This is a genomic window from Natronobacillus azotifigens, assembly GCF_026805325.1.
Taxonomy (GTDB): Bacteria; Bacillota; Bacilli; order Bacillales; family Amphibacillaceae; genus Natronobacillus; species Natronobacillus azotifigens.
The window spans coordinates 52,617-67,253 of record NZ_JAPRAT010000015.1 but is presented as its reverse complement, the minus strand read 5'-3'; the positions used below and the strand labels follow the sequence as shown (position 1 = coordinate 67,253).

The 14,637-nt window shown below is 35.0% G+C and carries 11 protein-coding genes; 7 read left to right on the top strand and 4 right to left on the bottom strand.

The window, feature by feature from the left end; all coding sequences use genetic code 11:
- The first annotated feature begins 368 nt into the window (after positions 1-368).
- From OWO01_RS08845 to OWO01_RS08825, 5 genes are all read left to right on the top strand, one after another.
- Complete coding sequence (locus tag OWO01_RS08845; protein ID WP_268780090.1) at positions 369-1,268, top strand: ABC transporter ATP-binding protein; 900 nt, start codon at positions 369-371, stop codon at positions 1,266-1,268.
- Complete coding sequence (locus tag OWO01_RS08840; protein ID WP_268780089.1) at positions 1,261-2,526, top strand: ABC transporter permease; 1,266 nt, start codon at positions 1,261-1,263, stop codon at positions 2,524-2,526. Before OWO01_RS08845 ends, OWO01_RS08840 begins: the two co-directional genes overlap by 8 nt.
- A gap of 491 nt (positions 2,527-3,017) precedes the next feature.
- A complete protein-coding gene (locus OWO01_RS08835; RefSeq protein ID WP_268780088.1) occupies positions 3,018-4,262 on the top strand; it encodes a metallophosphoesterase in 1,245 nt (414 codons plus the stop codon).
- Positions 4,252-7,221 (top strand): ATP-binding protein, encoded by a 2,970-nt coding sequence (locus OWO01_RS08830; protein WP_268780087.1) that lies wholly within the window; start codon positions 4,252-4,254, stop codon positions 7,219-7,221. Before OWO01_RS08835 ends, OWO01_RS08830 begins: the two co-directional genes overlap by 11 nt.
- 200 nt (positions 7,222-7,421) lie before the next feature.
- Entirely contained in the window at positions 7,422-7,976 is a 555-nt protein-coding gene (locus OWO01_RS08825) for a GbsR/MarR family transcriptional regulator (protein ID WP_268780086.1), read from the top strand.
- A 253-nt stretch (positions 7,977-8,229) separates the two neighbouring features.
- Here OWO01_RS08825 and OWO01_RS08820 read toward each other — a convergent pair whose 3' ends face one another.
- From OWO01_RS08820 to OWO01_RS08810, 4 genes are all read right to left on the bottom strand, one after another.
- Positions 8,230-9,462 (bottom strand): HD domain-containing protein, encoded by a 1,233-nt coding sequence (locus OWO01_RS08820; protein ID WP_268780085.1) that lies wholly within the window; start codon positions 9,460-9,462, stop codon positions 8,230-8,232.
- Positions 9,463-9,612: 150 nt separating this feature from the next.
- Positions 9,613-10,491: a peptidylprolyl isomerase gene (locus OWO01_RS08815; protein ID WP_268780084.1), complete on the bottom strand. Its 879-nt coding sequence runs from the start codon at positions 10,489-10,491 to the stop codon at positions 9,613-9,615.
- Between the two features lie 548 nt (positions 10,492-11,039).
- Complete coding sequence (locus OWO01_RS16155) at positions 11,040-11,297, bottom strand: DUF3267 domain-containing protein (RefSeq protein WP_418936210.1); 258 nt, start codon at positions 11,295-11,297, stop codon at positions 11,040-11,042.
- Positions 11,298-11,793: 496 nt separating this feature from the next.
- Positions 11,794-12,270 (bottom strand): GbsR/MarR family transcriptional regulator, encoded by a 477-nt coding sequence (locus tag OWO01_RS08810; RefSeq protein ID WP_268780083.1) that lies wholly within the window; start codon positions 12,268-12,270, stop codon positions 11,794-11,796.
- A gap of 313 nt (positions 12,271-12,583) precedes the next feature.
- Between OWO01_RS08810 and OWO01_RS08805 the strand changes: the two genes are divergently transcribed.
- Both OWO01_RS08805 and OWO01_RS08800 read left to right on the top strand, forming a co-directional pair.
- Positions 12,584-13,780 (top strand): quaternary amine ABC transporter ATP-binding protein, encoded by a 1,197-nt coding sequence (locus OWO01_RS08805; RefSeq protein WP_336283968.1) that lies wholly within the window; start codon positions 12,584-12,586, stop codon positions 13,778-13,780.
- Positions 13,773-14,612: an ABC transporter permease gene (locus OWO01_RS08800; RefSeq protein ID WP_418936209.1), complete on the top strand. Its 840-nt coding sequence runs from the start codon at positions 13,773-13,775 to the stop codon at positions 14,610-14,612. The genes OWO01_RS08805 and OWO01_RS08800 overlap by 8 nt, the downstream gene beginning before the upstream one ends.
- Positions 14,613-14,637 lie beyond the last annotated feature (25 nt).

The following is a 14,637-nucleotide window of genomic DNA, read 5'->3' as shown; positions in this document are numbered from 1 at the left end:
CGATAAAGTGAAACTTCAATCAGTGGGGGTTTTTAGGTATTGAACCATTCAGGGTGCTAGCGTCCGTTGCTCCGGGATAAATCAACACACAGTAAAGTGATCACTAGTAATCACAAGACCTCATAATAGGAATGTATTTTTCCATTTTCAGAAATACTGTTCAAATAGTAGGACCGTTGAAATTCAAAAAAAGTTGACAAATATTGTTGTCAAGAATATAATGGGAATGACAAATTAAGTTGTCAATTTTACCAAGTGTTTGTGATGTATTAAATATTCATAAATGCAGAATCGTTAGTAAAAATTGTAACTTTATTTTTCGTCTATAAATAATAGATTTAATTATGCAAGTGGAGAGGAGCAAAAGAATGACTTTAATCATGAATGGAGTTACGAAACGTTTTGGGAAGTTCACAGCTGTAGATAACATCTCTATTGAGATACCAGAAAAGCAAATTTTTGGTTTTCTTGGAGCGAATGGAGCAGGAAAGACAACGACATTTCGTATGGTACTTGGTTTAATTGATCCAACTGCAGGTACTATTTCTTGGGGAGGTTCACCAATAGATTATGAGCGCACGGATCAAATTGGGTATTTACCAGAAGAAAGAGGACTTTATCCAAAATTAAAAGTGAAGGATCAAATAATTTATCTTGGTCGTTTACGAGGTATGGATAAGAACGATATTTTAACCGAACTAAATATTTGGTTAGAGCGATTTAAAATTACAGATTACCTAGATAAAAAAGTGGAGGAATTGTCAAAAGGGAATCAACAGAAGATCCAATTTATTTCAGCAGTTATACATAAGCCAAAGTTACTTATCTTAGATGAACCGTTTTCTGGTTTAGATCCAGTTAATGTGGAGTTGCTGAAAAATGCTGTAATTGAGCTAAAAGATGCTGGAACAACGATTGTGTTTTCTTCTCATCAAATGGATACAGTTGAAGAGTTATGTGAGTATCTTTGCATTATGCAACATGGGAAACCAATCGTTCATGGCTCATTAAAAGACATTAAACGTTCTTTTGGGAAGAAAAATTTATTTATTCATGCAGATTTTGATTTAACATTTTTAAAAGATCATCCAGGTGTTGTGGCTCAAAAACTATTCCCAGAAGGTTGTAAATTACAAATTGAAAGCGAAGCGGTATCCCAAACAGTGTTAACTGAACTAAACGACAAAGGTTTTGTACGAAAATTTGCTTTAGAAGAACCTTCGTTAAACGATATTTTTATTGAAAAAGTAGGTGAGTCATATGCGTAAGTTTTGGATTGTTTTATCTCATTCCTATTTAACACGATTAAAATCGAAATCATTTATGATTACGACAGCACTTTTTCTTTTGTTTATTTTACTGATGGCTAATTTCCAAACGATTATCGATCTGTTCGACCAAGATTCTCAGCTTGATAGAGTAGCGGTAATTGATCAGAGTGATGAGTTGTTCGCGATCTTAGATGAACAGATTGACCAAGGAGATTATAATTTTGAACTAGCTCGTTATGATGGTACTTTAGAAGATGCGGAACAAGCTGTTCTTGACGGTGAGTATATTGGCGTTTTGGAATTAGAAGTAGATGCAGAACAGTTGCCCGTCGCTTCTTACCATACAGATCAATTGTCCAATCAATCGGTGCAATACCAGTTAGAAAGTCAATTACAGCAGATTAAGGTAGCAATAGCGACAAATCAAGCTGGAATTGATCAAGAAGTATTAGAATCAATCTATCAACCTGTTCCTTTTGAAACGGTTGCGATAGCTCAGGCTGACGGTACGACTTCAAGAACAGAAGAAGAAATTAGTGGTGCTCGTGGTTTGGTTTACGTCATCTTATTTCTGTTGTATTTTGCAGTAATCACTTATGGAAATATGATTGCAATGGATATTGCGAATGAAAAATCATCAAGAGTAATGGAAATCTTAATTTCAAGTTCTTCACCAATCGGTCAGATGTTTGCGAAAATTTCAGGTATTGCATTGCTTGGCCTAACACAAATAGGGATCTTTTTACTTGCCGGTTATTTTGTGATTCAAAGTAAACAAGAGGAACTTGTAGGTGGATTTTTTGAGGCATTTGGATTTACTGATATTCCAGCATCTACTTATGTTTATGCCGTTGTCTTTTTCTTACTAGGATATCTACTATATGCAACATTATCAGCGATGCTAGGTTCATTGGTTAGTAGAATGGAAGATGTAAACCAATTAATGATGCCAGTTATTTTATTGGTTGTTGCGGCATTTATGATCGCTATGATTGGTCTTAGTACACCAGAAGCAAATTTCGTAACGGTAACTTCTTATATTCCGTTCTTCACCCCATTGGTGATGTTTCTAAGAGTTGGATTATTAGAAGTACCAACATGGGAAATTGCCATAAGCATTGGTATTATGATTGCTACGATCATTCTTTTAGCATTAATTGGTGCGAAAGTGTATCGTGGTGGTGTGCTAATGTATGGTCGCGGTGTGTCTTTAAAAGACTTCAAACAAGCATTGCAACTCTCAAAAAAAGAATAACAACTTAAAAACCTTGTAGGATATTACATCTTACAAGGTTTTTTCGTTCCTTCCTTCCAAGAGAATTTAGTGAAAGTATAGTATAATGCGAGATGGTTGTTTTAGCATTGTTAACAATTTCCGATGTAACACAAGCTGTAAGTAAAGGGTACCCTCTTTATTTCCGAAGTGACTAGGGAGGTTGCAATAAGAAATCTTATTGTATAGTTTACCCGAATTTAGTCATAAACTATTTTCTCATTTTTCTTCAGAACAGAAACATAAACGAACGTGCATTCGCTGTTAGGTTTTGATACAATAAAGTGAAACTTCAATCAATAGGGGGTTTTAGGTATTCCCCAACTGATTGTTAGTTGCACCATTCGGGGTGCTAGCGTCCGTTACTACCACTTAAACAACTTGATATTCTCGTTGTTTTGAAGTGGGAGTCTTACGGACGGTTGCTCCGGGATACAATTAGAGACAAGTATTGTTAGAGAGGGCTTAGACCAATGACAGAAAAAATTCGTTTTATTCATTGTGCAGATTTACATTTAGATAGTCCGTTTAAAGGATTATCTGATATGCCGTCAGAGTTGTTTGAACAAGTGAAAAAAAGTACCTTTGTCGCCTTACATAATCTTGTAGATATCGCTATCAAAAAACAAGTTGATTTTGTTGTGGTAGTAGGCGATATTTTTGACCAGACAGTTCAAAGTGTTTATGCACAAATACAGTTTCTTCATGCTTGCCAAAAATTAAATGACGCGAACATTCAGGTCTACATCTCATATGGAAATCATGATTATTCGCAAAGTAACCAAAAGGTGATTGATTATCCGAATAATGTGCATGTTTTTTCTGAAGAAAATGTAACAGCCAAGATTTTCACAAAGAAAAGTCAAGATCTAGCAGCTATTTATGGATTTAGTTATCCCCACCGTGCTGTAATGAACAATAAAACTGCAGAGTATCAGAAAATAGCAAATACGCCATACCACATTGGTATGCTTCATGGTAGCGTAGCACAAAATACCGAGCACGATCATTATGCTCCATTTCAGGTGAGTGAATTAATAGAAAAGCCGTTTGATTATTGGGCGCTAGGGCATATTCATAAACGAATGGTACTCAAGAAAAATCCTAGTATTGTATACCCCGGAAACCTGCAAGGTCGATCGAAGAAAGAAACGGGGGAGAAGGGCTGTTATTATGTCGAGTTAGATAAGCAGGAAACAAAACGAACCTTTATACCTTTACAGTCGGTTTGCTTTGAAGTGGCAACACTTGATATGGAGAATTGTTCGACGATATCTGATTTTCGAATGAAATTGAATGGTCTAGTCGAAAAGATGCTATCCCTTTACGATAAAACGATTGTGACAGTAAAACTAACGAATTTTCAACAAGAAGTTGAGACTTGGTATTATGAAAACATGTTACAAGATGTGATTGACTATACAAACGAAAGAAACAACCAAGCAACACATTGGCTCTGGATCCAATCGATAACACTGTCAGAGTATGATCAAGCGAAGAGACAGCAGCAATTAACCAAAGAAGATCCTTTCATCGAACAACTACTTCTTACGTTTCAAGAAGGTAATATTGACGAGGACCTTTCTCCCTTATGGAATCATCCTCAAGCAAGAAAGCATCTATCATTATTAACCGATGAAGAAAAAGAAGAATTGAAAAAGCAGGCAGAGAACTTACTTATTTATCAACTTGTGGGGAAGGATAGCCATGAAAATTAGAAAAATTGAAATCTACGGATTTGGCAAATGGCAGCAACAAGTATTTGATTTTGCTGATGCATCGTTCATCATTGTTGCTGGAGAAAATGAGTCAGGGAAAACGACATTAAGACAATTTATTTTATATATTTTATTCGGTCTCTCGCCCAAAAAAAGAAACGTCTATTTACCGAAAAAGGGTGGAACTCTTGGTGGTAAATTACACGTAGAAATTGATGGAGATTTGATTGTTATCGAACGTGTGCATGATCGCAATAAAAGCCAAGCCATTTGCTATGATCATAATGGAATTCCGTATGATGAATCGATGTTAAAAGAAAAATTAACGAACATGGACCGTGGAATGTATAATAAGATTTTTAATTTTGACTCGCTTGATTTACAACAAATTCAACATTTAAAAGCGGATGAATTAGGTGAGGTATTATTAAGTTTTGGTTTAACGGGTTCAGATCGTATATATTGGACGGAAAAAGAGTTGGATCAAATGCTTCAAACACGGTTTAAACCACAAGGGAAAAAACCTAAGATCAACCTATTACTAACAAAAATCGAAGCGGATGCAAAACGCTTAACTACATTGGAAAATGAGCAACGTCAATATGAAGAAAAAAGGCAAGAAAAACAAGTTAAAGAACTGGATCTTGCTAAACGAAAAAAAGAGTTAGAGCAATTAACTGAGCAAAAGTTTATGCTGACGCAAGAACTTCAACTCTATCCAACGATTGAGAAATGGAAAGTAATCATGCTGAAGTTAGCTGCTCTGCCCCCAAAGGTGAAGTTTCCTGCAGACGGTATCGAGCGCTATGAAGAAGTGAGAAAAGAAATCTATCCAATCAAAAGTCAGTTACATGCGTTAGAACATTCCATTCAGTACAACGAACAAAAAATTGCGGATTGGAAGCAAGAGCAATGGGAATTAGACACAGTTCGTACGTTTGAACAATTGATGAATGACTCTGAAAGCTATTATGCTGATCAAAATAAGCGGGAAATGCTCGAAGAATCAAAAAATGAGTTAGCAAAGGAGATGGAATATGAATTACAGGGACTTCATTTAGACTGTACAACAGAAGATATTCTAAAACTCCCGCTATCTTTTGCTACAGAAGAAATTTGGCAATCATTAAAAGAAGAACAAAAAGAACGAACTGAGGAATATGAAAGTGTAAAAATACAAGTCAAAAAATATACACAGAAAGTGGAGCAATTGACAACATCCATGGCGAATGTAACGTCACAACGATTAAATCGAAATACTTTTGCTCACTACCAGACAGAAATGGATCAATTACAAGATATCCAGAGACAAAGTCAAACAAAACAAGCAGATCAAGAGCAGCAAGAAATTTGGAAAAATAAGCGAAGTAAGCAAAAAAGACGAATGTTTTTCCTTACATTGTTCATGACTTTCCTTACGACTAGTAGTTTGTTATTTGGTTATTTTATGGATGAATATTGGTATTTTGTTAGCGTCACGGGTTTCCTAATCGCACTAGCCTTACCGATACACTTTCGTCAATCCAGCAAAACAGTAGAATTATTTTTCAAGAAAAATGCCAAGCAACTCTCAGATAGCCAAATGACTCGCTTGCATGAATTAGAAGAAATATTGGATAAAGAATATCAACGAATGGAACAGTTAAATAAAATAAGAAAAGAAAAAGAACAAATGCAACAAGAACAGGTGAAGCTAACAGATCGGATATCCTTTATTGAACAACAAATGGTTTCATTGGACAGAAGAATAAGAGAGCAACAGCAACAATTTATGATTTTGCAAGACATTCCCCTTACACACTGGCCAAAACTCTATCAAAAACTTGAAAAAATTCGTAAAGATATTGCTCGTTTAGATCAATTGAATCAAGAAATGGATCAATTGAACAATAAAATCGTTCATTACGAGACAATAGTTACGGAACAATATGAACAGTATATCGATAAACCTTATCAGACATTTACGAATGTTTTAGGAGAAGTTCGCCAACAAATAATCTTTCAACAAAATTTACGTGAGCAAATGGAACAATTATCTAGTACTTTAGACAAGGAACGTCAAAAAAAAGAAAGACTTCAAGCAACAGTAAAGCCATATCAACAAACGATCGAACAATTGTGGGAAACTGCTGGTGTGACGGACGAAGAGAGTTTTTTTGCGAAAGGAAATCTCTATCAAGAGTGGTCACGCTTAAAGGACGAAAAAAGTATTTATCAACAACAATTGGAAAAAAATTTATCAGATTCAATGTTTATGAATATATTGGAAGGGGAAAATCGTTCAAAAGAATTATTGGAACAACAACTGGAAGAGATATCAGAAAATATCAATGTGGTGAATAAGGAGATAGAAAAAGAACAACAAAAGATTGCAAATTTACATGCGGGAATGGAGCAACTGGAGCAATCAACGACACTGAATGATGCTAAACATGAATATTATCGATTAAAAAACAAGTTACAAGAAGAAGCAAAAAGCTGGGCCATTCAACAACTTGCCATAGCAAAATTGAAACAAACGAAAGTGAATTTTCAAGGAAGATATTTACCAAGAATATTGGAAAAAGCAAGTAGTTACTTTAGCCGAATAACAGCACAGCGTTATCAGCAGATTTTTTTCTCAGAACAAGAAAAAATCTTACAAACGATAGCTTCAGATGGTAGCTACTATAGCATTGCAGAATTATCACAAGGTACGAAAGATCAGCTTTATATTTCGATACGAATTGCACTTAGCGAAATGCTGGTTAAGCAAACAAAATTCCCATTTTTTATAGACGATGGATTTGTACATTTTGATCGAAAAAGAGCGGAAGTGGTCATCGACATGTTCTATCAATTGGCGAATCAGCATCAACAAATGTTCTATTTTTGCACTGATGAGAAACAAGTCGAGTACTTGTTTAAAGATAAAAATATTCAATTAATAAAATTGTCAGAAGATCGCTTCACAAGTTGAATGTTTTAATGGTACTATGTAAATAAATATATTTTTCCTTGTCGAATTTAATTTTAGACTACTTATTATCTTAATTATTTTATAATAAAATGAAACTTCAATCAGTAGGAGTCTTGCGGACGGTTGCTCCGGGATAAATGGGGAAACTTAAATTTAATGATTATTAACCAGTAATGCGCGTGTTGATGGAGGGTAGAAGATTGCCAAATCAAGAAAATAACCAAGATTGGTCAAATTATGAAGAAGTTGTAGACAAATTTATTCAAGTAATCGCCAAAAACATGAACCTGTATGGAATTACGCCTTCTGTAGGGCGGTTATACGGTACGCTATTTTTTAGTGAGTATCCGATGACATTGGATGATATGCGTGATGCGCTTGAAATGAGTAAGACCAGCATGTCTACTGGTGTACGGTCACTATCAGAAATGAAGATGGTTGAACCTGCTTTTCGCAAAGGAATTCGAAAGGATCTTTACAAATCGGAAGAAGATTGGTATAAATCATTTACTTCACTTTTTGGTAACCGTTGGCGTCATCATACAGAAACAAACATTGAAGAGGCTGAAGAAGCGATTCAAGAGCTTGAACAAATCCAAGTTCAAACAGATGATAACGGGTTAAAAGACAAAATCACCAGTGATATTGAAAGACTTCGATATGCGCAAGGATATTATCGATGGTTGATGCGATTTATTCAAGTTGTCGAATCGGGCGAAATATTCAAGTACGTCCCTCGTGATGAAAAAAATTAAATCAGATGAAAAAAAGCAAGAAGAGGTCAGCTAGTGGGCCCTTTCCTTGCTTTTTTTAATAGTTTAGGAAGTTTAAAAAAATTAGCTTTATGACGATACGTTTAAGTGTTTATCTTTAAATAGATACAAAAGATTTTCTAGTATAACAGTAGGGGCTGATGTTTGCTATCCCCTTATTTCTTTATCAAATACTTTCTTTTCCTGAGCTCAACGCGTCTTTATAAAGAAGCTCTTTTCCCCTTTGATCAAATGCTTACTTTACAAGCTCGGTATTTTCAAAACGACTATCTAAATAATCAACAATATGGATGAGGTATCCTGATAAGGTTTGTGGAGCACGTACTGCTGATCCCCATTCTGGTAACCCGTGATGGCATAAAATACAATGAATAAGTTCATGGATTGCTGCCACGGGCAACTCGATTTTTTCTGTTTCTATGATTTTTGTTAATAACAACATGCCGTATGGAATATGCCCGACCATAACTCCTAGTGAATCCATTGCAATACCCGCCTGTTTTCGATCAGATAAAATTTTATGATCCGCTGTTGGGAATAAAAATTTAAAAGGATGAAACGATAATCCAGCATGGTCATATTCGAGTAACTTACCAATATCATGATATAAAATGGCGGTTATTAATAAATCATAAGGAGGTGTTTCCTCTTTACAGGCAATCAGCCCTTGAAGCATCTTATAAAGATGATCAATTGTGTCACGCCAAACCAATGGATTGCTTTGATCGTTTTCGGTTTTATATGATTGATAGATTTCCTTTTTGTAAGCTTTTTCTACAACTTGAATGAGTTTAATGATTGCTTCCACATGGTCTTTTTCAATCGTACAGATGTAACGTGTGATTCGCATTAATCCAATGGTGTGTTTTAATAATCCACCTAAGTAATTATGGTGATATCCTTTGGCCGCGGGAGCTAGGCGAAAATCATTCCAAAAATGCTCCATTGCCGCGATGGCTATTGACTGATACGGTTCACTTAGTTCATGTAAGTATGAGAATAATTCAACCGTTAGATTCGGTATGTCCATTTTTGTGTACGGTAATAGGGCAAATGGATTTACATCTTCATGCTGTGCGGTTAACCGATTGACGGTAATGGATTTATTTCCATTGAATACATCCACAACACCCTCTACTTCAAAAATGGTATGTGCTTCTAGCAAAGGTAAGTAACGATCAATTGCGCCTTGGTTATCCCACATTTTCGCCTGAATCATACCTGCATTATTACTAAAGGACATTTTTAAAAATTGTTTATTTGTTCTGGTTAATCTCACTTCATATTCATTCAGTAATAATCTTTGCTTAATTGAATTACCTTCTTGCTGATCTTGTAAATCAAAATATGTATTCCCATCAGGTAATTCAGGGGCGGGGAACTTCTCTAATATTTCTATCGCTTGTTCCTCTGAACAATGATAATCTATCGGAATAATATCAAAAAAATAACGATTACTATTTGTCATGAAGCTAACCTCCTATCCTGTTCGCTATCTTCCTTATATTTTACCGAACTTTTTTACGTTTGAATAGGGAAACGAATGGAATTTAATCTTCACATTCTAATAGAAAAAGCTAGTTAAAGAGTCATGCTTCTTTAACTAGCTTTTGTTTCGTTATTGTAGTGCTGGTTCTTGCATTTCAAAGATATCTTCGAAGCCGTCAATGTTTACTTGAACGTTAGCATCTTCAATAATTTGATTCATTTTCTCCATCGCTGTTGATTCATCAACTTTACCCATCGCAATTTCTTTTCTAATGTTTTCACGAATTTCATCTAAATCTTGAATTTCGGATTCAATTTCTTGTCTATCTGTAAGTTGAATAATATGCCATCCAAAGTCGGATGCCACTGGTTCACTAATTTCACCAATTTCTAATCCGTAAGCAACGTCTTCAAACTCTATAACCATGTCTCCACTTGAGAAAAAGCCTAAATCTCCACCTTGGACAGCAGAATTAGTATCGGTAGAATGCTCTTCTGCTAAATCAGAAAAATTGGCACCGTCGTCTAGTTGTGATTTCAACTCATTTGCTGTTTCTTCATCCTCAACTAAAATATGACGTGCTTCTACTTCTTCTTTTAATCGCTCATAACGTGTTTCAATTTCTTCGTCAGATACTTCTATATCTTCAATCATTGCTTCTTGTTGTAACATTTGCATTCTTAGTTCATTACGAAAATCATCTTCATCAGCGAATCCACTGGACATTAAGACCATTTCCCATTGTTCACCATACTGCATTTTATACATATCAATTTGAGCATCAACTTCTTCATCGTCTATCTCATATCTATCTTCTAGAATTTTTGTTAAGACCATTTGTTGCAAGACAGATTCCCCTGTCGTTGCTTTCATTTCTTCATAAAAATCTTCTTTAGTGATATTTCCTGTACTAGTTTCCACGACGACCTCTGGATCTTCATCGGGTGAGCAAGCAGACAACCCAATAACTCCAGCAGTAATTGTTGCTATAATAGCTAATTTTTTCATTGTATTACACTCCCACTTTTTTAATCTAAAAACTATAATTACATTACCAAATGTTAATATACCATAGATTAGGGTGAAATATATAGAGGAAATAGAAATTCCTTAGTTTTTACATAATTAAATATCGTTATTTTTTCAGATGAATGAATGTTCCCCCTTTATTGATTAAGATCATGGCGAAGGTTTATCAGCAAAGAAAAAACGACAGCAAACCATCTTGGGTCAACTGTCGTTTTGATTAATTCAATCAATTCTCGGACCAATTGTCTGCAAAACTTGCACTGATTGGTCGGTTTTTTTAAAAGTAGCTTTCTTTTTAGATCTTATTTACAAGTATGTTATAGATAAATAAGAAGAAGCTAATAAAATAGTCGTGTATATATTTACAGTTCTGTATACATATAACTGTTTTTCATAAGACATATCTTTCTTCACGCATAGGTGATTTGTAAGTGTATTAAATATTGTGTAGATGAAAAAGGCAAAAAAACTAAATAATAAGACCATCATATACTCCTCCTGTAGATTAATAGATTTTAAAAAATAAGTTATACCAGTATATCATAGCTTGCACCATCGTTTTCAATGATGCATTTTTTAGGTGCCTGGTGAATTTTATGAATACAAACAAAATCTGAATAGGATAATCCAATATTAATCACAATTAAGATGATGTAGTAGGTAAAATACCCCGTATGAAAATAGCTAGCAATTATTAGTGGTACAGTAATAAACAGTGTAGGAGCTAATAAGGTGAAAAGTAATGCATTTTTTGACATTTTTATACGAGAAAAAATTCCTAACACTGGTATGCGCCATTTATTTAGGCGAATAAGCAAACCTAATCACTTTATGAGAAAATATTAGCGAAAAGTATGAACTCCATGTGTATATTGTATCAAGTTTACATTTCCTTGTAAAAGAGAAGTTTTGGATATTATGATAATTAGAAGAAAGATCGACATAACTGTAGTGTTGCAAACGCAACTAAATAACTTATAGAGAAAGATTGTTTTTTACTTAGAACTTAAACAATATTAATAAGAAGAAAAAAGTGAACTTGTAGTCTATTGCTTTAAAAAGACTTGGGTGTGTAAAAAAATAGATTTGCACACCCAAGTTTTTTATTCCGGAGCAACCTTCCGTAAGACTCCCATTTCAAAACAACGAGAATATCAAGTTGTTTAATTGGGAGTAATGGACGCTAGCACCCCGAATGTTTCAAGGGCCTTTAAGGTCATCCTTTAGGAATAACAATCAGTGGGGGAATACTTAAAAATCCCCACTGATTGAAGTTTCACTTTATTGTTTTGGTTTAATTTTTGAGAACGCTTGCTCGATTCGTTTATGAAAGTTTATCATTTCCGATAATTTTTCTTCTAAAACATGACGATCATCATCTGAGCATTGCTTTTCCAAAAAAATCTGTTCAATTTCGTACAAGGTTTGTTTATGGTTAGCCGTTTGGTCAACCCACTTGTCGATATAAGTCTGCATGAATTTTTGATAAAGTTCTTGGTCAGTAGTATACCAATCCTTTCTCGTTCCCTTTTTCCATACTTGTTTCACTAAGGCCAATTCTGATAAATTTCGAATTCCCGTATTTACTGAGGTTTTGCTTTTTCCTAATGCTGTACTCATTTCATCTAATGTCATTGGTTTGTTATGGAGGTATAGTACAGTAAAAAGTCTGGCGTCACTTGGAGATATATTAAACATTTCAACTGTTTTGGAGAATTCTTGTATAATCATTTGATGAAGGTTTTCCTTTGTTGTCATTATAGGTTTCTCTCCTTAAATAAAGGTGTCTAAATAAGCTTACACGAATTGTTTCTTAAATGGAAACAGACATGCTAGGCGATAATACTAGAAAAATGGAGGAATTCCATGTAAATCGTATATAATATTTGTACAGTATAAACTGTACGTAAAATTTATACGAAATTGACCGTATTTCTAGTTTGAATTGTTTCATCAATAAAGGGTATAGTAGTAAAGTAGCAAGTTTGGGTCTTTGAAAAATTGGTACATTCACTAATTATTAGAGGGACTTCGTGCTAGAATTTTATAAATGATAAAAGAGGTGAACGTTGTGCCAGTAATAAAAGTAGAAAATTTGTCTAAGGTTTTTGGGAAAAACGTAAAGCAATCTTTGAAAATGTTGGATAGTGGGAAATCAAAAGAAGAAATCTTACGACATACTGGTGATACGGTAGGGGTTAATCGAGCATCTTTTGAGGTAGATGCAGGCGAAATTTTTGTAATCATGGGGTTGTCAGGTAGTGGTAAATCAACGCTAATACGTTTGATAAACCGTTTAATCGAACCAACGGAAGGCCATGTGTATGTGGACGGAGAAGATTTAGCTACAATGAATAAAGAAAATCTTCGTCGTATTCGCCGAGAAAAATTAAGCATGGTATTCCAGAAATTTGGTTTATTTCCGTTTCGCACCATTCTAGAAAATGCGGAATATGGTTTAGAAGTACAGGGAATGGACAAAGAAGAACGAGAGAAAAAAGCAAAAGCATCGTTAGATTTAGTTGGGCTAGGTGATTATATTCATCAATATCCTGAACAACTATCTGGTGGAATGCAGCAACGTGTTGGTTTGGCACGTGCTTTAGCTAATGATCCTGAAGTGTTATTAATGGATGAGGCGTTTTCTGCACTAGATCCATTAATTCGTAAAGATATGCAAGATGAGCTTCTTGATTTACAGACAAAAATGCAGAAAACAATTATCTTTATTACACATGATTTGGACGAAGCGTTGCGGATTGGAGATCGAATTGCTTTGATGAAAGATGGTTCTATTGTTCAAATAGGTACACCGGAAGATATCCTTGTAAATCCGGCAAATGATTATGTAGAACGATTCGTTGAAGATGTTGATCGATCCAAAGTTTTAACTGCTGAAAATATTATGAAACGCCCAGAAACAATTAATATAGATAAACATGGTCCACGTGTTGCCTTAGAACGTATGCGTGAAGTTGGGCTATCTAGTATTTATGTAACAGACAGTAAAAGAAATTTAAAAGGGTTTGTAACTGCTGATGATGCGTCAGATGCTCGTAAAAATGAGATTCGTGATTTGAATGAAATTTTACGTACAGACGTACCAACCGTTACGAGAGACAAACCAATGCAAGAAATTTTTGAGATCATTCATAATACGCCAGTACCAGTTGCTGTTGTAGATGAAGGGAAACTCGTTGGGATTATCATTAGAGGTTCCGTATTGGCCGCATTAGCCGGTGAGGGTGAGGTGAATGTTAATGTTTGATTTTATTCCACAGATTCCAATATCTGAAGCAGTACAATGGTTAACGGATTGGATTACAAACACGTTTTCTTTTATCTTCAATCCGATACGAAATCAATTTGGCGATTTCATGAATTGGGTTGCAGATCGGTTGTATGATATTCCTGCGATTATCATCATTTTATTGGTAGCTGTAGCCGCATTTTTTGTAACAGGAAAGAAATTTGGATTGGCTGTATTTTCCTTAGTGGGGCTATTATTAATTTATAACCAGGGGCTATGGGAAGAGTTAATGTACACCTTCACATTGGTACTAATTTCTAGTATTTTATCGGTGATCATTGGTGTACCGATTGGGATTCTCATGTCAAAAAGCAAAACTGCAGAGTCAATTATTTTACCAATATTAGACTTTATGCAGACAATGCCTGCTTTTGTTTACTTAATTCCTGCCGTAGCATTTTTCAGTATCGGAATGGTGCCTGGTGTATTTGCATCTTTAATCTTTGCAACACCTCCAACCGTTCGTTTTACGAATTTGGGTATTCGTCAAGTATCAACTGAACTTGTAGAGGCTGCAGAGGCATTTGGTAGTACAGGTTCCCAACGTTTATTCAAAGTAGAATTGCCAATGGCAAAAGGAACAATTATGGCTGGGATTAACCAAACGGTAATGTTATCATTATCAATGGTAGTTATCGCATCAATGATCGGTGCTCCCGGACTAGGGCGACAAGTACTTTCAGCTTTACAACGGGCTCAAATTGGACCTGGTTTTGTCGCAGGTATTTCAATTGTTATTTTAGCGATTATCATTGATCGCTTTACACAGAATTTGAATAAAGGTAATTAAAATAGTTGGAAACCTTTCAAAAGAA

Coding starts and splice junctions, on each gene's coding strand:
- OWO01_RS08830 (WP_268780087.1), top strand. CDS start 4,252: ATGAAAATTAGAAAAATTGAAATCTACGGATTTGGCAAATGGCAGCAA.
- OWO01_RS08810 (WP_268780083.1), bottom strand. CDS start 12,270: ATGACAACAAAGGAAAACCTTCATCAAATGATTATACAAGAATTCTCC.
- OWO01_RS08815 (WP_268780084.1), bottom strand. CDS start 10,491: ATGAAAAAATTAGCTATTATAGCAACAATTACTGCTGGAGTTATTGGG.
- OWO01_RS08800 (WP_418936209.1), top strand. CDS start 13,773: ATGTTTGATTTTATTCCACAGATTCCAATATCTGAAGCAGTACAATGG.
- OWO01_RS08845 (WP_268780090.1), top strand. CDS start 369: ATGACTTTAATCATGAATGGAGTTACGAAACGTTTTGGGAAGTTCACA.
- OWO01_RS08840 (WP_268780089.1), top strand. CDS start 1,261: ATGCGTAAGTTTTGGATTGTTTTATCTCATTCCTATTTAACACGATTA.
- OWO01_RS08835 (WP_268780088.1), top strand. CDS start 3,018: ATGACAGAAAAAATTCGTTTTATTCATTGTGCAGATTTACATTTAGAT.
- OWO01_RS08820 (WP_268780085.1), bottom strand. CDS start 9,462: ATGACAAATAGTAATCGTTATTTTTTTGATATTATTCCGATAGATTAT.